This window comes from Anaerotignum propionicum DSM 1682 (assembly GCF_001561955.1).
Classification (GTDB): Bacteria; Bacillota; Clostridia; order Lachnospirales; family Anaerotignaceae; genus Chakrabartyella; species Chakrabartyella propionicum.
In genome coordinates this window covers 1,834,127-1,854,596 of sequence record NZ_CP014223.1, presented here as the reverse complement: position 1 = coordinate 1,854,596, position 20,470 = coordinate 1,834,127, and the positions used below count along the sequence as shown (strand labels likewise).

Annotated in this window: 24 protein-coding genes, 3 pseudogenes and 3 riboswitches; all 27 genes and pseudogenes read left to right on the top strand. The window is 34.0% G+C overall.

Annotated features, from left to right (window positions below; all coding sequences use genetic code 11):
• Nucleotides 1-2,109, top strand: a complete 2,109-nt coding sequence (locus tag CPRO_RS08625; protein WP_200777684.1) for an ATP-dependent nuclease — start codon at nt 1-3, stop codon at nt 2,107-2,109.
• The gene (locus CPRO_RS08620; RefSeq protein WP_066050446.1) at nt 2,094-3,809 is read left to right on the top strand and encodes an ATP-dependent helicase; all 1,716 of its coding nucleotides are present in this window, start codon (nt 2,094-2,096) and stop codon (nt 3,807-3,809) included. The genes CPRO_RS08625 and CPRO_RS08620 overlap by 16 nt, the downstream gene beginning before the upstream one ends.
• A 109-nt stretch (nt 3,810-3,918) precedes the next feature.
• Entirely contained in the window at nt 3,919-4,542 is a 624-nt protein-coding gene (locus CPRO_RS08615) for a hypothetical protein (RefSeq protein WP_143149005.1), read from the top strand.
• A 253-nt stretch (nt 4,543-4,795) separates the two neighbouring features.
• A complete protein-coding gene (locus tag CPRO_RS08610; RefSeq protein ID WP_066050439.1) occupies nt 4,796-5,848 on the top strand; it encodes a hypothetical protein in 1,053 nt (350 codons plus the stop codon).
• Nucleotides 5,849-5,853: 5 nt separating this feature from the next.
• Entirely contained in the window at nt 5,854-6,786 is a 933-nt protein-coding gene (locus tag CPRO_RS08605) for a reverse transcriptase domain-containing protein (RefSeq protein ID WP_066050436.1), read from the top strand.
• 753 nt (nt 6,787-7,539) lie between these two features.
• A complete protein-coding gene (locus CPRO_RS08600; RefSeq protein ID WP_066050433.1) occupies nt 7,540-7,800 on the top strand; it encodes a hypothetical protein in 261 nt (86 codons plus the stop codon).
• 151 nt (nt 7,801-7,951) lie between these two features.
• Nucleotides 7,952-8,374 carry a DUF6560 family protein gene (locus CPRO_RS08595; RefSeq protein WP_066050430.1) on the top strand — a complete coding sequence of 141 codons (423 nt, stop codon included), beginning with the start codon at nt 7,952-7,954 and terminating at the stop codon, nt 8,372-8,374.
• A 426-nt stretch (nt 8,375-8,800) separates the two neighbouring features.
• A pseudogene (locus CPRO_RS16240) lies at nt 8,801-8,854 on the top strand (hypothetical protein); the annotation flags it as partial.
• Between the two features lie 3 nt (nt 8,855-8,857).
• Nucleotides 8,858-9,052 carry a Kelch repeat-containing protein gene (locus CPRO_RS16235; RefSeq protein ID WP_082754294.1) on the top strand — a complete coding sequence of 65 codons (195 nt, stop codon included), beginning with the start codon at nt 8,858-8,860 and terminating at the stop codon, nt 9,050-9,052.
• Nucleotides 9,053-9,123: 71 nt separating this feature from the next.
• Nucleotides 9,124-9,258, top strand: coding sequence for a Kelch repeat-containing protein (locus tag CPRO_RS16230; protein ID WP_323393403.1), 135 nt, complete (start codon nt 9,124-9,126; stop codon nt 9,256-9,258).
• A gap of 389 nt (nt 9,259-9,647) precedes the next feature.
• Nucleotides 9,648-9,905 (top strand): phage tail protein, encoded by a 258-nt coding sequence (locus tag CPRO_RS08590; RefSeq protein WP_066050427.1) that lies wholly within the window; start codon nt 9,648-9,650, stop codon nt 9,903-9,905.
• Between the two features lie 53 nt (nt 9,906-9,958).
• Nucleotides 9,959-10,204 carry a phage tail protein gene (locus tag CPRO_RS08585; protein WP_066050424.1) on the top strand — a complete coding sequence of 82 codons (246 nt, stop codon included), beginning with the start codon at nt 9,959-9,961 and terminating at the stop codon, nt 10,202-10,204.
• Between the two features lie 32 nt (nt 10,205-10,236).
• Complete coding sequence (locus tag CPRO_RS08580) at nt 10,237-10,719, top strand: discoidin domain-containing protein (protein WP_066050422.1); 483 nt, start codon at nt 10,237-10,239, stop codon at nt 10,717-10,719.
• The gene (locus tag CPRO_RS08575) at nt 10,673-11,542 is read left to right on the top strand and encodes a cadherin-like beta sandwich domain-containing protein (protein WP_159430685.1); all 870 of its coding nucleotides are present in this window, start codon (nt 10,673-10,675) and stop codon (nt 11,540-11,542) included. Before CPRO_RS08580 ends, CPRO_RS08575 begins: the two co-directional genes overlap by 47 nt.
• Nucleotides 11,543-11,683: 141 nt before the next feature.
• The gene (locus tag CPRO_RS08570) at nt 11,684-11,914 is read left to right on the top strand and encodes a hypothetical protein (RefSeq protein WP_066050416.1); all 231 of its coding nucleotides are present in this window, start codon (nt 11,684-11,686) and stop codon (nt 11,912-11,914) included.
• Between the two features lie 324 nt (nt 11,915-12,238).
• Nucleotides 12,239-12,520 (top strand): annotated as a pseudogene (locus tag CPRO_RS08565) (putative Ig domain-containing protein); the annotation flags it as partial.
• A 20-nt stretch (nt 12,521-12,540) separates the two neighbouring features.
• Nucleotides 12,541-13,143 (top strand): cadherin-like beta sandwich domain-containing protein, encoded by a 603-nt coding sequence (locus CPRO_RS08560; protein ID WP_066050410.1) that lies wholly within the window; start codon nt 12,541-12,543, stop codon nt 13,141-13,143.
• 13 nt (nt 13,144-13,156) lie between these two features.
• Nucleotides 13,157-13,927 (top strand): hypothetical protein, encoded by a 771-nt coding sequence (locus CPRO_RS08555; protein WP_066050407.1) that lies wholly within the window; start codon nt 13,157-13,159, stop codon nt 13,925-13,927.
• A gap of 71 nt (nt 13,928-13,998) precedes the next feature.
• Nucleotides 13,999-14,435 (top strand): annotated as a pseudogene (eno, locus tag CPRO_RS14950) (phosphopyruvate hydratase); the annotation flags it as partial.
• A gap of 713 nt (nt 14,436-15,148) precedes the next feature.
• Nucleotides 15,149-15,511, top strand: coding sequence for a YkvA family protein (locus CPRO_RS08535; protein WP_066050395.1), 363 nt, complete (start codon nt 15,149-15,151; stop codon nt 15,509-15,511).
• Nucleotides 15,512-15,545: 34 nt separating this feature from the next.
• A complete protein-coding gene (locus tag CPRO_RS15915) occupies nt 15,546-15,680 on the top strand; it encodes a hypothetical protein (RefSeq protein ID WP_257721865.1) in 135 nt (44 codons plus the stop codon).
• Between the two features lie 274 nt (nt 15,681-15,954).
• Nucleotides 15,955-16,455 carry a Kelch repeat-containing protein gene (locus CPRO_RS08530; RefSeq protein WP_157881652.1) on the top strand — a complete coding sequence of 167 codons (501 nt, stop codon included), beginning with the start codon at nt 15,955-15,957 and terminating at the stop codon, nt 16,453-16,455.
• Nucleotides 16,456-16,502: 47 nt separating this feature from the next.
• Nucleotides 16,503-16,769: a Kelch repeat-containing protein gene (locus CPRO_RS14945; RefSeq protein WP_072743676.1), complete on the top strand. Its 267-nt coding sequence runs from the start codon at nt 16,503-16,505 to the stop codon at nt 16,767-16,769.
• On the top strand, nt 16,723-16,905 hold the full coding sequence (locus CPRO_RS16225; protein ID WP_072743674.1) for a Kelch repeat-containing protein: 183 nt from the start codon (nt 16,723-16,725) through the stop codon (nt 16,903-16,905). The genes CPRO_RS14945 and CPRO_RS16225 overlap by 47 nt, the downstream gene beginning before the upstream one ends.
• Nucleotides 16,868-17,089 carry a Kelch repeat-containing protein gene (locus CPRO_RS15490; protein ID WP_162264905.1) on the top strand — a complete coding sequence of 74 codons (222 nt, stop codon included), beginning with the start codon at nt 16,868-16,870 and terminating at the stop codon, nt 17,087-17,089. The genes CPRO_RS16225 and CPRO_RS15490 overlap by 38 nt, the downstream gene beginning before the upstream one ends.
• Nucleotides 17,090-17,369: 280 nt before the next feature.
• A riboswitch (M-box (ykoK) riboswitch) is annotated at nt 17,370-17,529 on the top strand.
• A gap of 454 nt (nt 17,530-17,983) precedes the next feature.
• A riboswitch (Fluoride riboswitch) is annotated at nt 17,984-18,058 on the top strand.
• 639 nt (nt 18,059-18,697) lie between these two features.
• Nucleotides 18,698-19,375: a HesA/MoeB/ThiF family protein gene (locus tag CPRO_RS08520; protein ID WP_066050387.1), complete on the top strand. Its 678-nt coding sequence runs from the start codon at nt 18,698-18,700 to the stop codon at nt 19,373-19,375.
• Nucleotides 19,376-19,408: 33 nt separating this feature from the next.
• Nucleotides 19,409-19,523: riboswitch (molybdenum cofactor riboswitch) on the top strand.
• 72 nt (nt 19,524-19,595) lie between these two features.
• On the top strand, nt 19,596-20,468 hold the full coding sequence (locus tag CPRO_RS08515; RefSeq protein WP_082754291.1) for an ABC transporter substrate-binding protein: 873 nt from the start codon (nt 19,596-19,598) through the stop codon (nt 20,466-20,468).
• Nucleotides 20,469-20,470 lie beyond the last annotated feature (2 nt).

Here is a 20,470-nt window from a genome sequence, read left to right as displayed (position 1 = left end):
ATGTATATACAAGAGTTAAACCTTACAAATTTTAGAGGATTTAAAAAAAGTACAAAGATACAATTCACTAAGGACATAAATGTTATTGTAGGTGCTAATAACTCGGGGAAAACCACTATTATTAAAGCATTAGAATTATTGTTTTCAGAGGGCTCTTCTAAGAGATTATCTATTGATGACTTTAATCATAATACAAGTATTGAAGAATTAAAGACAAGCCCACCCAAAATTGTCATTAGTGCAAAATTAGTTGAATCGGAAAATGAAGAAGAATATTCGGAAGACTTGATTACGGTTGCTACTTGGCTAACAAAAATTAAAAAACCATATGAAGCAACAATAACATATGAATTTTCACTTCCAGATAAAGAGGAAGATGACTATAAATCAATAATAGGAAAATTAACAAATAAAGATATTGAAGATTATTGGAGAGAAATAGAAACTACTTTTTTGAGAAAATATACATCAAAAATTTTCATCGGAAATCATAAACATAGGACATCAGTTGATTCGGACAGTATAAAAAAGTTTGATTATCAATATTTAGATGCCATTCGTGATGTGGAACGAGATTTATTTACTGGAAGGAATACGTTATTAAGAGAAGTTATTGATTTTTATATGGATTATGATATTAAAATTGATGAAAAATTAAGCAAAAAGGATAAACAAGAACAAATACGCCTAAAGAAGAAAGATTTCTCAAAAAAAGCAGATGTATTAATTGCAGATTTACATACTAGGATGAGTGGCGGCAAAAAAGAAATGCTGAAATACGCCGAGAAAACAGGTGCTGATTTTGATAATATAACACCTTCTTTTGATGGGAAAATTTTAGATACAGAACTGTATTCAGCTTTGAGATTGGTAGTGGAAAATAAAACAGGAGTAAAACTTCCTGCAACACGTAATGGGTTGGGATATAATAATCTGATATATATATCATTATTACTCGCAAAGATGCAAAAGAATGCTTCAGGAGAATATATGGGTAATAATGCTAAAGTTTTTCCTGTTTTAGCAATAGAAGAACCAGAAGCACATTTGCATCCTAATATGCAATATAAGCTTTTGAAGTTTTTAAATGAGAATAGTATGCATGAAGTGAGACAAATTTTTATTACGACTCATTCCCCTAGCATAACAGCAGCGGTGGATTTGGATTCCATTATAGTTTTATATAAATCTGAGGATGAAACAAAAATTGCATATCCAGGCAAAGTTTTTTCTCAAAGTGAAGAAGACCAAGCATCAAAAAAATATGTAGAAAGGTTTTTGGACGTCACAAAAGCCGACATGTTCTTTGCAAAAAGCATTGTTTTTGTTGAGGGTATTGCAGAACAATTATTACTACCTGAATTTGCAAAATATAGCAATTTAGATTTAACTGATTCACATGTTTCGGTTATAAATGTTAATGGAAGATATTTCAATCATTTTTTAAAATTATTTGATACAAATAAGAGTCAATATGCAATTCCTAAAAAAATAGTCTGTCTTACGGATAAGGATCCAGTGATGAAAAAAATTAAGGATAAAACAACAGAAGAAGATGATGAAAATAGTAGTTGGAAATCTTGCTTTCCCTTTTTACTCGAAAGTGACAAATTGAATTATGAATATAAAAAAACATCCAATCCTTTAACTGAATTGTATCAGCAAAGAGAGAAAACGGATTTAATTAGAGTTTATACGCAAAAAGAGGGCTCTACATTTGAGTATGAAATGATACTTGAGAACATTAAATGTGATCAATTACTTACCGAATCAGTAGCAAATAAAGAAGAAATTAAGAATATGATGGAAAAATATCATGATGATATCAACAAATCACAGACAGAAGATTTAGTGAAAAATATGCGTAATGGTAAATTTAAAGATATAATAAATAATTTTTTACAAATAACGAAACTTGAACCATCAAGAATTGCAAAACATATTATTGCAGCAAGATATTTAAATTCAATCAAAAAAGGTGAAGTAGCACAAGAGCTTTCATATATTATTTCTAGTAATATTAAAAATAGTAGTGACACTAAAGAAAAAGTTTTTGACTTTGTAGTCCCAACATATATAAGTGAGGCGATAAAATGGATTTGTCAGTAGCAAAAAAATTAAAAGATAGCGACGAAAGAATTAATATTTCGAATCATTTTAAAATTGTTGCTGGGCCTGGTGCTGGTAAGACTAGATTTCTTATTAATCATATCAATCATATTATTGAAAAATCTGATAAGATTTCTGACATAAGAAAAATAGCTTGCATCACATATACTAATGTTGGTGTAGAAACAATAATTTCCAGATTAGGTAAATCTATAGATTATGTAGATGTAACTACAATTCATAGCTTTTTATATCTAAATATTGTTAATCCCTATTTATGGGTTCTTGAGGATGATTATAAATTTGATTTTATTAATATTGATGGTCATGATGACATAGTGCCAACATTTAGCATAATGAATGAATGGAAGCGGAGAACAAGGCAATATGCGCTAAATGATAATAATAAATTAGCTAAAGAATTATCTAAATTACATTGGTATTTAGACGATGGAGAACTAATATTGCGCTTTAAAGAAATTTGGGAAGGAAAAGTTGGATCTTACAATATTAAAAAGGATTCCTACTTAGAATACAAAAAAATTTGTTGGGAAAAAGGTTTGTTATCCCATGATGATGTGTTATTTTTAAGCATTAAGATAATTGAAAAATCCCCTCGTATTTTAGAGATTATTCGAGGTAAATTTCCATATGTTTTAGTGGATGAATTTCAAGATACTAATCCTATTCAAACAAAAGTATTAAAGCTTATTGCTGAAAAAGAAACTATTGTTGGAGTTATTGGTGATGAGTGTCAATCAATTTATAAGTTTCAAGGTGCAGATGTGACACAATTTACTGAATTTGACTTGCCAGAACTTAAAACATATTATATTGAAGATAATCATCGTAGCACACAAGAAATAATAGGCATTTTAAATTATATGCGAAATGATAAAAATTTTCATCAAGAATCGCCAGAAAACAAACATGGACACAAACCTACAATTTTAATAGGGGGCTTTATTGATTCGTATAATGAGGCAATTAAATTATGTAATAAAGATGAATTGTATACACTATCCTTTAAGAATGAATTATGCAACATGATACAGTATGGTATTGATAATTATTTTTCTGAGAATATATTTGATGAATTTATTTTTTCTGATGGAGATCGTGGGAAGATGATATTTTATATAATTCATTCATTAGAATGCTGCAAACAAGATAAATTTAAAGATGCAATTAAATACATGAAAAAAGCTTATCGGAAAATAAAAGATTTTGACGACAAGGCTACATTAGAAAATTTAAAAAGATTATATAATCTTTATTCAAGAATACAGCAAATTAATATTAAGGAACTTTATAATAATTATATATTTGGATTTTATGGTGTTAAAGCAAAAGTAACAAGTGGAAAAGCTAATAATTATTATAAAAACTTGACCTATAATAAAGTAGCTTGTGTGATAACAATAGCCGATGATGATGGTAAATTTAGAACCATCCATAAGGCTAAAGGTGATGAATTTAAAAACGTTTTACTGCTATTGGAACCTAAAGAACAATATAACGAAGAAACTGAATTATCTTTTTTACTTAACCCTGATATGGGTAATGAAAGCCATAGAGTTTATTATGTAGCTTTAAGTAGAACTATGGAAAATCTGTATATTTCTATTCCGCAGTTGTCGGATGAAAACAGACGTAAACTAAATAACTTTGAGATTAGGGAGGTAAGAACAAAAAGCTAAGCAGGATGATATAATAGATTTTAATAAAAGGAGTGTTAAACAATGTGAAAAATAACACCCTTGTTCAGAAAAAATGCAACAACCAATTGTATAGTGATGTGAACAAATTTTGATAAACAATATTGACGTTGATTCCCATGAATTAAAGGGGAAAAGTATAAGATATTTAAAAACTATAAAAGGAAGATATATGGAAAATTACTTATTGCAAATGGATAAAGATAAAAGTGAGTTTATAAAGAAAAACAATTCTGATGAGAAAGTTTATTTAAGCAAGGAACTGTATTTTTATCAACCTATTATATTTGATTTAGATAAAATTAAGTTTTCGCATGGTTTTTATGCTGTAAAAATAAAAAAAACCACTATAATTTTGCATGATCAAATAAATAACATAAAAGTCCATTTTTCTGATAAAGATGTTAATTTTATTATTAAAAAAATTAAAGTTAATCAGAAAATATTTTATGATTATTTAGAAAAGAACATATTGAATTTAATTGCTAACAAAGATTTAAATGAAATTATATTTACATTAGGAAAAACACAATTCAAAATTTTGGGGATATCATTTTCAGAAGAATTTAATAGTGTTCAATGCGAAAACCCTGCTGATATTGATTTAAATGGAAATGATCTAATTGGGTTACTTAATTTAATAGCTGAAAAAGAAAGAACAGATAGAAACAAAGAAAAGTTAAAAAATACATTTGCATACTACATAAGGTCGTAAAGCATTTGATTTTTTATTGATTTTCTAGTATAATTATTTTGCTATAATTATGGTGTCCCAGTACGGCTCTATGCCACCTCAGCATTCTGAGGTTAATGAAATCACAATCTTGAAAAATTTGAATTTGATGCCTCAAATATTTGAGAATTTAATTTATCGGCCAGAACGACTTGTTCTGGACCTTACAAAATCAAATTCTTTTGTGACTAACTTTAACAAATTTTTGTGGGACACTTTTTATGGAGGATGTATAATGGAATATATCTTTAAAAGTAAACCCGAATTTGTAGAACCAATTCGGGTTTTATTTTTATGCGGAACTAATTTTAATGACAATGATAGCGACAAAAGAATTGCAATAGAAAAAATTTTGAAAGATGATAGCTCGAATAGAGTAGTAATTTTAGAAAAGTATTTTAATTTTTCTAAAAAAGGGGATAAAAAAAGTTTTTTATCTTATTATGATATTAATCTTTTCAATCTATATAATATTGAGAATTTGGCTGCTCTAACAGCTACCAACGTTATTATTATACATGAGTCGATATCTACTGCAGGCGAATTAGCTATGTTTGCAAGTAATACAAATCTTCAAGGTAAGATAATAACTTTGGTTCCAGAAAAATATTCTGTAGAGGAAGAAAAAGTATCTGCCTTTTTAAGTTTAGAATTTTGGAGCAAAAAACAAACTATTCTTAAAAATGAAGTTATAAGATTTTACCCACAAATAAAAAAAGTTGGTATTTCTAAAGATAGAAATACCTATTATACTTATTTTCCGAATAATATGTTTCCTTATGAATTAGGAAATCAACTAAAATCAAAAATAATCACTCAGCAAACTACGAATATGCGATTATTTGGGGTTGGATATAAAAGGGTCAATGCTGATATTACATATACGAAAGATACTTATGTGAATTTTGAATATGCAGTTTTTAAAAATTATGTATTTTCTTTATTATCTATAGATGAATTCCGCTGTAAGATTAGACAATGCAATAGAATAGTTGAATTGAAAAATCTATTTAAAAGTATGTTTATAAAAATGCTGAAAAATACCATAGTTGATCAAAATAAAGAAGTAAAAGGTAAAATAAAAATTAGATTTAATAATCAGCCAAATTTAAACTTTGATAATGCTTTGTTTTTTATGATTTATATTATGCATGCATGTAACCTAATTCATATAAAAAATGAAGATGATAATCTTATTAGTGTAGATATTAGGAAAAACACATCAGAGATTTTTAAATCATATTCGGTTTTAATACAACCAATTGTGCAAAAGGAATGGGGGGATTAAAATATATGAATAATGATTTATCCACATTTTATATCCCTAAAGCGAAAGGTTATAGAAAAATAACCACATATAAAGATAGAAATGGTGACCTTATCAAATATCATGACAAGGTTAATATCTCACTGCAAAAAAGGCTCAAGCAATCAATTTTTGCCAAAGCATATATAAAAAAAAGATCCATTGTTACGAATGCTAAAACACATATGTACAATGATATCTTTATCTCTATGGATATAAAGGATTTCTTTCAGAGTATTACTCATGATAGGCTTATAAATACATTATATTATGAAATAAATAAAAATAGCGTAGGGCATTTTACATTAGAGCAATGTAGAGATTTGGTAAAATCATGTTCTACTGGACAAAGGGGTATTGCAATTGGATTAAAACCTTCGCCGATACTAGCCAATATTTACCTTAAGGATTTTGATGGTGTTTTATACGGATGGCTTAAAAAATTAGATTTGGATAATGTTATTTACACTCGATATGCAGACGATATGATGGTTTCGTATAGATCTAATTCTAAGGATACTGTACCAATAAATAAAGAAATAATTAGTAAAGTAAGTGAACTTCTTAAACTATCTTATTTAAGATTAAATGCAAGCAAAACACGAATTATCAATCTTAATATATCAAACCATGTAAGAATAACTGGAATTAACATTATTAAAAATGATGATAATTTTCGAATGTTAACTGTTGGAAGAAAGCAAAAAGATGATCTGTATTACAGATCAATAGGACTGTTTATAAAAGAAACAAAAGACGATAAATGGTATTTGGAAGCTAAAAAAATTCAAGGTATGCAATCTTTTATTCTTTCTGTTGAAGGAGAGCGATATCTCAATACATATTCTAAAAAAATGAATATTGTTATAAATGATTTAGGTTTTAAAAACTTAAAAGACCTAATTGATAATTTGATATAATTTATAAAATATATCCAGCCGCCAAGGAACCACCAGCTCCCCACGACATCATTATTGTCTACTCAAGGCACGTTGAGACTGTGATTCTGATGACACGTTGTGGTAAAAACGAAAAATAGAGCACTTAAACCACAATATGTTGTGGTTTTGGAGAAAAAAATGGGCAAAAATTAGGCTAAAAAATGCCCGATTTTTGCCCTGATTTTTAGGGGAAAATATAGATGACATAGGGTAATTTCGACGTTGACAGATTAAAAGTACGGATTTCATTAGCTTAAAGAAAAATTATATTGTATTAGATAAATGGTAATTTGTCGAGAAGTTTGCTGTAATGGGAAGCAGGTAGTAAAATATAAGTTGGGCTAGATATTTTTGATTAAAGGAAATGCAGGATATTAATTCTGCGTTCATGATAGGAGATGTGATAGCAATGGATGAAGTTGAAAAGTATATTAAAGAATATCAGAAGCAAGCATTGTCTGTGATTAAAGATTAAAGAAACAATAGATATCATTTTTTATGATGAGGGTCATAGAGAACCTGCTAGAATATTGAGAAATGCTATCAGCAATTTAGATAAAAAAATGATATTATTTACTGCAACTCCGTATAGAAATGATAATTTCATTTTTAACATTGATAATAAATATGAATTTTAATATAGTTGGTTCCATTTTAGTGTTAATTTCACTTTATGGCGCACTATCTTATCAATATAAATGTACATTTTTTATCCTCGAAGATATATATAAAATGAATACTGATGTTTTTGAAGGAAAGATAGAGAAAAGGGTATGCTCAGACATATTACCCTATGGGGTTATGATTGTTAATTTGGAAAAAGAGAAGGAAAAATCCGGAATATATCACTTGAATATTAAAGATAAAAAACTAATTCCTGTCGGAAGTTGGGTAAGAATATGTTACATGAAAAAATCAAGAATAATAATTGATTTTGAGGTAACAAAAATGGAAACTGAAGACTCCCCTCGGGTAATCAATTGGTGGTTGTAAAAGTAGCAAAAATTTAATTCGGAAGATCTGTTTCCATTAACGTTTTGGTAGCAGGTTTGCCAGCAAGTTAAGTCCTCCAAAATCCTGCATAAATGAATATAGTAGTTGAACAATTTTAAGGACAAATAAAATATAAGAGGGAGGTGTGAAAATGCAACGTAATATTGTAAAATTACCTATTTCAGAATTGATTGCCGGCATTGTTGGGACACTGTTTTTTTTTGTGATTCTATTTATGATGATTCTCTTTCCAAATGATTCTGATGATTTCTTGGTATTCCTAGGATTTGGCATATTTATGGCAATGGGAATAGTATTAATTTTATCTTGGTTAATTTGGAGGGTTGAGTATGATGAGGAGGTATTTGTTTATCATAGCAAATTAGGTCATAAAACCACAGTGCCCTATTCAAACATTAGCAAAATTAAATTAACACCAGATGCGATTCATCTTTATGTAAATCGTCGAAGATATACAATTTATAGAAAGTCAAAAGATGTGGATGGCTTCTTGGAAATACTTTCAAAACGGTCGTGGGACGGTGTTGAAGTTATTGACAGGGTTACCATATGAAAAGATAGAGATTTATTATGATGGTATGGACAGAGTTTTGAGGAAATCTGTAGCTACACTTTACAGGTTCTGGAAACAAAAGTTATTCCTATACATATACTGTGATTTATGCGGAGTATACTCATGTTGTAGCTTTAGCGGAGGTTCCGACTGACGAAAGGAAGGAAGAACAAATAACCACCTGTTATGTTGAAGTCGTAAAATGAAAGTAGACAAGGAATTTAACCACCTTGCCTACTTTTTATTTTGGCTCTATGTCAATAGTTGGGATGGGATTGATTTTCAATCTCGCCCTTCAAAATCCAATATTAGTTATAGTTAGACGAGCGTGTGAAGAAAAGTCTGTAAATACTAATCTTCTATGATAAGAACTGGTAATAAAATATATGTTATTAGGTGTGAAAATTTTGACGATATGGCACTTGTACATCAATAACTGAAGTTTATGATCCTTCTACCGATACATGGACTGTTTTGACTCCTATGACAACGCCTCGTTCGGGATTCCAAACAGAAGTTATTGATGGTAAAATTTATGCCATTGGAGGATATAGTGGTGTACACCTTGTTGGGCCCGGTTGCGAATGTAGTATTGATTCTCTTTCATCAGCAGAAGTTTATGATCCGTCCACTGATAAATGGACAACTTTAGCTTCTTTGTCAACAGCTAGGTGTTGATTACAAACAAAAGTGATTAGCGGAAAAATTTATGCTATTGGAGGTTTAAATAATAAAGTTGGGGATTCCAAATGGACCCGATATCATCAGCAGAAGTTTATGATCCATCCACTATTACATGGACGATTTTGGTCTCTATGTCCACAGCACGCGCAACTTATTGGTGGAATGCATGCACCTTCTATGGAATCATATGCCGTTCCTAAAAATGCAACGCAATAGCCATGCGTAATCTTTGGGGAAATTAAGTACCGTATATATGTGCTTCAAAAAATGACGTCTAGCAAATACAAGCTAGTTATATCACTTTTTGTGGCACTTTTTATATATAACTTTGATTGGTCTTGTGGGTTAGTTAATCAGGGCGGAGTTTAAGGAAAATACTCTCTTAAATGGGACCTAATAAAAATTTTTTTTTTGAAATTAATATTTACACTTTTTAGAATTCTGTCTTTTTATATAGTGAAAAGAAAATGTCGGCGTCTTCTTTCTCAAATAACAAAAAAAATGTAAATTGGTAAAAATGGTAATAACGTTATCATGTACCAAAAAAATGTAGCAAAAAATAAAAACAAACACTTAGGAGGTAAACATTATGGATCCAATTTTAGGACAAATTCAACTTTTTGTTTTTGGGTTTGCACCACAGGGGTGGGCGCCATGTAATGGGCAAACGCTTCAAATAATGCAAAACCAATCACTTTATTCACTATTGGGAGCTACCTATGGAGGAAATGGAAGTACAACTTTTTGTCTGCCGGATCTCAATGGTGCAAACAAAGCATCTCTTAGAACGGACGGATATTTGTACTATTACATCGCAACGGAGGGCCTCTATCCTTCAAGACCATAAGCATTGCTTGATAGATTAATTATAAATCTTTATTTTGTATTGGAGGTAATTTTATGGAATACGATTTTATAGGAGAAATCATGCTCTTCGCATTTAATTGGATACCGGTATATACCCTTCCATGTGATGGCAGGATTTTACCTATTCAAGGAAACGAAATGCTATATTCAGTGATAGGACCTGTTTACGGCGGAGATGGGAGGACGACTTTTGCCCTGCCAGACCTTGGGGGGGCACAGCCGCATCCCAGTATGCAGTATTGTATCGTTACATATGGCATTTATCCGACACGCTCCTAAGCAAATATGATTTCAGAAAGGATGGAAACAATATGTCTTATAACTTAACGAATGGCAAGCTTCCTACGGCGAGCAGTTTTGTGTTTCCGTATGTGCCTTCACGGACAACCGATGGAGCCATAACCGCCCCACAGGATAGATGGCTGACCATCACTTTGCCTGCTGCGCTCATGGTGGATTTGCAAAGTGTATATTATGTGAATAGATGGGTTGTAAGCAATCTAGGTGCTGCACAATGGCAGAACACTTATAATATGAAAGGATACTCTTTGCAGTGCAGCCTTGATAGTCAGAATTGGTGGACAGTGGATTCGGTATCAGACAATACTGCAAGTGCAACAGATCGTACTTTCCCCCCTGTTTTGACACGTTTTGTAAGGTTATATATAGCCTCAAACAGTGGTATGGCTATTCATCCCACGTATGCATCTATTGCACGCTTTGAGGTTTGGGGAGATATTCCTACGAGTGGGTATCTTACTTATCAGTGCAGGAGCATTGACGCCGACATTTAGCAAAACTACATACGCTTATTCCTCCACTGTAGGGTTTAATGTGGCATCAACAACGGTAACTGCCGTACTAGAGGATGCTAACGCCCAGCTTAAAATTAATGGTGTTGCGGCAGTGAGTGGACAGCCTTCTAGTGCAATACCTCTAGCTGTTGGAAATAATACGATACCCATTCAGGTAACCCCTCAAATAGGACCGGTACAGAATTATAGCGTTATGGTTACAAGGCCTGATAGTACAAGATTAACAAGCTTAACAGCAATAGATAACCTAAACAACCAAATTTCTCTAAAACCTTCCTTTGATTCGAATACAACATTGTATAATGTGTGTATCCCTCAAGATTCAACGGCAACGACTTTGAATATTACTCCCGTAAAAGAGGGAGTAAATGCCACCATAGCAGTGAATGGAACCGCTGTAACAAGTGGCATGCCTTGGCCAGTAACCATTCCGGAGGTAGGAGGAAGCGTAAGTATACCTTTTAAAGTTTCAGCACCTCAGCTAGCGGACACAACATATACAGTGAATGTGGCGAAAGCAACAAGTGCTTATTTGCAAAGTGTAACGGGTATTCCAGGCGTTAATTTTGTGAAGACCACTTACGATTACACAACTAGCATTACCGCACCAAAGGTGAAGGCAACTGTTATTCCAGAAGATACTAGTGCAACCATTGAAGTGACGATAAATGGCACAAGTGTTCCGTATACACAAAGACTTATCTATACACTCAATACTGGTTTAAATGAATTGATTATTAAAGTAACATCTTCCTTCGGCGGAGATAGCAAAACGTATGCTTTTCACATTACGAAGTCATAAAAGTGGAGAAATATCCTTCGAGTTGCTTGCGCCTCGGAGGATATAGATTAAAAAGCTTTGTATCATCTAGTCCAAGGATTCCAGGATATTTAAACAGGAATTTTATATTTTAAAATTGGAATGGATAAGCGAGGAATCTGGATGAAAAAAATATTAGCTTTCATTTGCACGGTAGCGATATTATTTCAGGGGCAAGTAGCTTTTGCTGCCCCTCTTATTGGTGGTATAGCAAAAGATGCTACGGCACCGTTAATTACAGAAGAAAGTACCGAGATTGCTACGTATAATGGAGATGGTGGGGATCCTTATGCGTTTAGAATTATTCCCTTAAATTCAGCCCATTTATACGATTCAAACAATAGGTACTATTGATAAAATCGGGGAGCTCTTTCAGAGTGGCGACACAGAAACGAGTATAGCTACAGATGATGTAAGCGGAGATAATGGTTTAGATTTTAAAATAACACGGTATCTACAAGCAGGGACAACTTATTATCTTTGTGTAGTAAACTACACTAACAATGGGGATGTTGTCACACTCATTATTACCGGTGGTGGCTTGAGCACAGAAGAACCCCTGTACTAAATACGACAAATCCTTCAGGGGGGGAAGTGGCACGGTATATGCAGGGCACCCTTTACCGCAAAAGGTGGAACAGGTGATATAATCTACACTGTGACCCGGGCGCACTTCCAGCAGGCTTGTCGTTGGCAAGTAATGGTGCTTTAAGTGGCACACCAACGGAAGAGGGAAGCTTTACTTTTATTGTGTCTGCAACAGATAGCCATAGCTATTCAATTTTAATAGGTGCACCATTCAGTACTAATGCAGCATTGAAAGCATCCTCGACAGTGAAAGGTGTGACAGCGACACTGGGTACACCAAATGCTACCCCTAGCTCTGCAATAGCGGGAGCAGTAACGATTACAGCGGCAAAAGCGGCAGATACCAGCAATGGGACTACCTTAACGGATTAACACCTGGTGCACCAGGAACAGTGGATGAGGGAGCGAAAACCATTGCGTTGACAGTGTCTTATGGTACAGATGTGACGGCATTGGTGCCAACCATAACACATACAGGTGCAAGTGTATCTCCCAATACAGGGGTAGCGCACAACTTCACACATCCAGTAATCTATACAGTAAAAGCTGCAGACAATAGTGAACAGCAGTATATAGTGACGGTAACGAGAGCATTTGCCAACAATGCAGATTTGTCAAACCTTAGTTTAAGCAGTGGAACCCTTTCGCCTGCTTTTGCAAATACTACAACAAGCTATACAACAAGTGTAGGTCATGGAGTGGGCAGTATAACATTAACTCCTACCGTAGCTGATCATAATGCAACAGTTACCGTCAATGGGACAACCGTACCAAGTGGCCATGCTTCAGGAGCAATCAATTTAAATGTGGAAGCCAATACTTTAACGGTAGTGGTAACGGCACAAGACGGTACAACCACAAAAACCTATACTGTGATAGTAACGAGAGCAGGTCAAGTAGTGGAGGTTCTTCGTCAGGAGGCACCAGTGGAGGAACTACGGCTGCAACAGCGCAACCAAGTCAGAGCACAAGTCAGAATACAGTGGTTGTTGTGAATGGTAAAGAAGAATGCAGGATAATAAAGCTGTTGAAAGTAAAATTGACGATGCTATTAAAAATAATACAACTGGAACAGGCAATGTTATTCAGGTTCCAGTGGCTGATACGAAATCCGAAGTAGCTAAAGTTGAATTAACTGGTGATTTTGTTAAGAAATTGGAAGAAAGCACTTTTGATGTATCTGTAAAACGTGATAATGTAGAATACGTAATTCCTGCGGAAGAATTCACAATAAGTAAAGTTGCAGAAAATCTTGGACTAAAGGAAAAGAAACTTGCTGATATTAAAGTAGAAGTGAAAATCACTAAGCTGGATGAAAAGGTGGTTGATAAGTACAACGAGGTTGCCAAGGCAAACGTGGCGGAATTGGTATTTCCACCTGTACAATTTGAAATAGTAGCAAAGACTACCAAAACAGATGGAACAACGAAGGAACAGTCCATCAACAAGTTTAGTAACTATGAAGAAAGAGTCATGAAGATTCCAGCTGGCGTTGACCCTAGTAAAATTAAAACAGGTATTGTATTTAATGCAGATGGTACCTATAGCCATGTCCCTACAGAAGTATATCAAAAAGATAGTGAATGGTATGCAAAGCCGAATTCTCTAACCAACTCAGATTACTCTGTTGTTTGGAACCCAGTAACTGTAAAATCTGTTGAAAATCATTGGTCAAAAGATGCCGTAAATGATATGGCTTCCAGATTGGTAATCTTTAATCCAGAGGGGTTTGAGCCCAATAAAGCGAACGAGAGCAGATTTTGCAGAGTATATTGTTAGAGCATTGGGGCTGTATAGAGAAGGCTCAACACACGAGAATAATTTTAAAGATGTTAGCGCTAGATTTTAGAACTTCAGAGGAAACGATACAATTTTGTGAAAGTCTCTGTGAAAAATATCCCATTTGTTCAATAGAGGACGCACTCTTCGAAGAAGATTGGGATGGATGGAAAAAACTTCAGGATCGGCTAGGGGATAAGGTTCAGCTTGCTGGAGATGACCTTTTTGCTACAAACACAAAGAGACTTAAAGAAAACAAAAGTGCAAATGCTATTCTTATTAAAATGAATCAAATAGGTCAATAACTGAAACCCTTGAAGCTATAAGAATGGCAAAAGAAAATGGTATGGCAGTTGTTATCAGTCACCGCTCAGGTGAAACAGAGGACACTACTATTTCTGATATTGCAGTCGCAGTAAATGCAGGGCAAATTAAGACAGGTGCACCTTGCAGGACAGAAAGAACAGCAAAATATAATAGACTATTAAGAATTGAAAATTATTTATAATGTATGGTTGTTATTGGAATCTTTTAAATTAGGTGGTATCATAAAGAAAACCTGTTGACAAAATAGCTTTAAAACCTTCTTTGTGGCATAATAACCTATATTCAGGAATCAAAAGTGTCTGTAAGAGAAAAAGCCGAAACAGGTGGATGAAAAGCTCCGTGAATTGAAGCTAGGTTCGGCAACTAACCGAGAAATCAAACACAGAACCCGAGTAACCGGTGCTTTTCATGATGTGTAAAGTGCGTTGATTACTTGTATGTGCTAAACTTCCGTTACGTAGCAGGAACCCAATGGGGAGCAAAGTCTGAAAAAAGTGGCTGAACTTTTGAAAACCGCTGAGAAATCATTTGAAGAAGTTATAAAAACTAAGGTTTTATTTCAGATATTAAGGATTTTTCAGATATGGATGCAATTTATTGTGAACTTTTTTGAACTTATGCAGAACCATATCCTGCAAGATCCTGTGTTCCATATCTGCAAGAAAGATTATTCCAATGATAAGTTCAATTAGAATTTATCAAACCGATGAAAGGATTTATCTAGAGTACACAAAAGATTGGTCAGTTAGTACTAACGTCGAAAAAATCATAGAGTTAGACGATTATTCTATGAGTATGTGCGTCGGAGAAATATTTACAAATGAATAGTTTTGAAGAATAAATGTGGCATGTAAAGTCACACTTAAAGGCACTAGATAAGGTGGTAAGATTTTAATGAATTTAAAGGATAGAGCGCGCCAATTAAAAATAGATATTCCGACTTTGTTTATAGCATTGAAAGATAAAGAGACACCCTTCACAGCTAAAATCTTAGCTGGTATAGTTGTAGTATATGCATTATCCCCCGTCGATCTTATTCCAGACTTCATCCCAGTCTTAGGATATTTGGATGATCTCATCATACTTCCCGCATTGATAGCAATGACAGTTAAATTAATTCCTAGTGACATTATGAAAAGATGTAGAGAAAAGGCCGAGGGTAGCTTAAAAGCAAAAAAGAATTGGTTATATGCTATCCCTTTTGTGCTTGTCTGGATAGTTATTTTGCTGTATATACTCCACGCCATTTTCTCTTAGTAAGCTATTATTCACTGATGAAAGAGGTGCTAACGTGGACTATATAATACTTATACTGTGCAGTTTTATTGCAGCACTCATTTCCGGAGCAGCCGGTTTTGGTGGCTCATTACTATTGTTGCCAGTAGTAACTGCCTATATGGTTACAGAAATTGCAGTACCGATTTAACTTTAGCCCAACTAAGATTACTTATTATGCAAAAAATTTATAATCAAACTTAATGAAATGAAAATTCAGTGTGTAAAAATAGGCTAAATAATTTGACTTTTTAGATAGAATGGTAACGAGTGTATAGGCAAATATCATGACAAAATATTTTTGATTAAGATTAATAATCGGTGTGATAAAATCCAGTTATTTACAATATTCAAGAAATGTTCTATACTGGTTTTAACAATTCTACAGACAAATACACGAAAAGGATTTAATGATGAAAAAAATAATGGTTAAAATCTTGAGTTTTGTAGTAGTATCTGTGCTATTCGTGCCGATTACAAATGTATATGCTAATGAGGAAAAAACAAGCTGGATGGAACTAGCTTCGATACCTACAAAGAGATTGACATTTCAATCGGAAGTAATTGACGGTAAAATCTATACCACCGGAGGTAGTTGGAACAGCGATTACACAAAAAAATTTGCACACATAGAAGTTTACGACCCTTCTAAGAATACATGGACTAATCTCACTTCTATGCCAACAGCTCGGTGGGAATTCCAAACAGAAGTTTTAGACGGTAAGCTTTATGTCATTGGAGGCAGTAAGCTGGGGACTGGGGAGCTTGTAGCGTCTACAGAAGTTTATGATCCTACTACAAATACTTGGTCAAAGAAGGCATCTATGCCGAAAGTCCTATCAGATTTAAATGGATTCAGACCGAAGTTGTTGATGGTAAAATCTATAATTTTGGGGTTATTCCTGATGAGACTAGGACACCAATAACAGAGGTTTATGATCCCTCTACTGATATATGGACTATTTTAGCACCTATGCCAACGTCTCGTCAGGAATTTCAAACAGAAGTTATTGATGGAAAAATATATGCCATTGGAGGATATAGTGGCCCGCTGGGAACGAATAATATTTCCCGTGTGGGTTCACTTTCAGTAGTAGAGGTTTATGATCCTACTACCGATCAATGGAAGACACTGGCTTCTATGTCAGCAACAAGATGTTTTTTTCAAACAGAAGTCGTTGACGGCAAAATATATGCTATTGGTGGTTTGGAACGTAAAGGTTGGAGAGTATCTAGGTAAGGTACTATCATCAACTGAGGTTTATGATCCATCTGTAAATAAATGGACGACTCTTTCGGATATGTCCACAGCCCGACATTTTTTTCAAACTGAGGTCATTGACAATAAGATTTGGCGCTGGACCGTTTGGCCCTGATAATGATTTATTGTCAGCAGAGGCTTTTGATCCATCTATAAATAGATGGACAACTTTTCCATCAATGAAAAAAGAAAGGTCGATTTTTCAAACAAAAGTAATTAATAATGTGATTTACGCCATTGGGGGAATGAATGTAACCGCTATGGAATCCTATGCCGTTCCTACTAGTGCATCAAAATAATACTGAATAATCTTTATTTAAATTAAGGGATGTATATAAGTGCATCAAAAATAATATCTTACAATGTGATCATTTTTTTGGTGAAAAAGGTGAAATTACTTTTTTAATAGAAGACGGTCTAGCGACTCATTATCATTGTTGTCAGTAATAAGATAAGCAATCAGTTAATGGATAAGTAATAATAACTGCATATTAAAAATATTTTAATATTAGTTATAATGAGTCTAATGTTCCTATAAAAAGACAATTTACCTTTAAAGATGTACCCTATGAAAGAACTAAATATTATCGGTAGGTGAGGCTACCACAGGGATACGGGTTACTGCCGCGGAGTAGTGGAGACACTATGAGAAGGTAAACAGTCCATATCGAAACCAAGGTATGGAATAATGTAATTTCATTGCCCTGTGAAGCTAAAGCTTGAACGATGGAGAATCAGCGTTTATCGCTGTCTTTTTAATGCGCTTCGGCTACTAATGCCGTAAGTGTGTTTTGTTGGGGATATAACCCTTGCCATTGTTCAATGTGATGGCAAGGGTTTTTTTATTGCTAAACTTTATAAAGGTTCACAAAATTAAAAATTTTGGAGGTGAGAAGAATGGACGAAGGAAGGAGTAGTAGCATAAATCCAGACGGGCACAGTCAAAATCAAAATAGTATATTAATGGATAGTGGTATAGATATGCTTTACGTTCTATTCTTCTGCCCTAAATTGATTCAATAAGGCTATGTCCTTTGGTTTATGCTGACTTCGTATATCTATCCGGCATTTGCCGAGAATAAAAAAGGAGGCATATACCAATGAACAAGAAAAACAAGAAATTAACCGCTTCTAAGATTGCGGCAAACATGATTAAAAATGATAGTACAGATAGAAGATATTACGAGGTTTCAGCTAATGAAAGGAATGAAGTTCTCCCAAGGCTATACGCCTAAACTGCTTATTTAGCTGATGACTTCTGCAATTTATTTGCAGAGTGATCAGCTTTTTTGGTTTAAAAAGGAGGAAAGTATGATTTATTCTGCATAAGTATCACATATGTGTTCTATAGCTTTTTTGTGTTTGAATAGTTTTTTCTGCTTTTTATGATGTTTATGCATCTGCAACATAGTACATTGAGCAATATCCCGCGTAGGTTACCACGTTTTTTATATTTCACCATATATAAACCATTCTCTACATGGAAGTTTTGCAAGCTAGGGCATTGGGCTTATTGTATTAGGGATGTGTTATATTAATAACAGAATATTAAAGGTGATGGTATCTTTGACTTAATAAACATGTTATTTAACCACTAAAAAATGGATGTTCAAGTCTGAGTAAACAGATACTTAAACAAAATATAATTCTCTCAATTAGTTAAGCATAGTTTGCCAGCCTTGGATGACTATCTAATTTGATTCGCTCGCCTGTTGGAATCAAGGGTACTCAAAGTATTTTTTCACTGGAGAGTTTGATAAATTTTTCTTAAACTTGCATTCCGTAGAATTGTACTAATTTTAATTCTTTTTGTTGACGTGAAATACGTTGCATTATATACTAAAATAATTAACAAATTAACAATGTATGAGTAAAAACACTAGAAAATGTGTGGGTGGTGTAGAAGGATGACAAATCGATTTCAACGAAATGGGATTTTTACAGGCGAGGAACAGCAACAACTGAAACACAAGAAAATTGCAGTAATCGGTTGTGGTGGTCTAGGTGGGTATGCTATCGAAATGTTTGCCCGCGTTGGTATTGGACATTTGACTGTCGTCGATGGGGATGTATTTGATGAGACAAACTTGAACAGGCAATTGCTTTGTGTTATGGATACATTGGGAAAACCGAAAACGGCAATTGCTGCTGAACGTGTAAGAAAAATTGATCCAACCATACAAGTAAATTCCGTATGGAATTTTATTGAGAATGATAATGTGAAGGAAATTATTAAAGGCCATGATATTGTTATAGATGCACTGGATTCAAATGTTGCAAGATATTTACTTGTGGAAGCCTGCAGAGAGATGGAGATACCATATGTGTATGGTGCGATTGCAGGTTGGTACGGACAGGTAAGTGTTATTTTTCCTGGGGATATGTGGGTTCGAAACTGTTTAATGACAGCAAGTGCTAAGGGGATTGAAAGCGAGATCGGTAACCCGTCTTTTTCGCCGGCTTGCATTGCAAGTTATCAGGTATCTCAAGCCCTTAAGGTACTTCTTGATAAAGGGGGGGTGCTTAGAGAGCAAATATTATTTTTCGATATGCTTAATAATGAATTTGAAATTCTTGAACCATGACCTTAATTTTATCTGGTTTCAAGAATGAAGAAAAGGCAAAATCAATTCCAAGGTATACTTCCTAATGGGATCGAAGGTAGTATACCCGATAGGTATCCCTAAAAAAGGTGATGTCTCCCGTTTTGAAAGGAATTAGGTGCTCTTTAAAGCACTCTATTTCTTGAATGTTTTTTTATTATCATAAATTAAGTAGGTATCATAAAATGGAGGGGTGGTTTAGATGAAGATTTTTAAAGAACGCAATAACGTTAGCATGGCCTTATTACTGTTAATTTTAGGATTTACATTACTTACAACTGGATGTAAGCAGCAGCAAGCTTCAGACCAGACTACTCAGGATGAAGCAAGTGCCATTGTATTAGCCACGACCACATCCACGGAACAAACAGGATTACTGGATGCAATTATTCCGGTGTTTACAAGTGAAACTGGGATTGAGGTGAAAGTTGTAGCCGTTGGTTCGGGACAGGCATTGACAATGGGAGAGACAGGTGAAGCAGATGTACTTTTAGTTCACGCTAAGTCTTCAGAAGAGGAATTTGTAGAAAAAGGTTTTGGTATTGAACGGTATGACGTTATGTATAATGATTTTATTCTTGTTGGACCTAAAGATGAAGAAGCTTTACCAGAGGAGTGCAAAGCGGATATCGTAGGAGCGTTAAAATACATACAGGAAAATAAAATTACGTTTATTTCTCGTGGGGATGATTCCGGTACACATAAGAAGGAGCTTTCAATATGGAAGACGGCAGGCATTGAACCTTCCGGAGATTGGTATATTTCTGCGGGTAAGGGTATGGGAGAGGTACTTCAGATGGCTGATGAAAAAAAGGCATATACCTTGAGCGACCGTGGAACTTTTCTGAGCATGGAGGATTCCCTTGAGCTTTCAATTGCAGTCGAGAAGGCCAGTGATTTGCTGAACCAGTATGGTGTAATTGCGGTTAATCCTGAGAAAAACCCCAATGTGCATCTTGAGGAAGCGCAGAAGTTTGTTGATTGGATTCTTTCTGAAAAAACCCAGAAATTAATTGGAGAATTTGGTGTTGAGAAATATGGACAGGCATTATTTGTACCCAATGCGAAGGCATAATT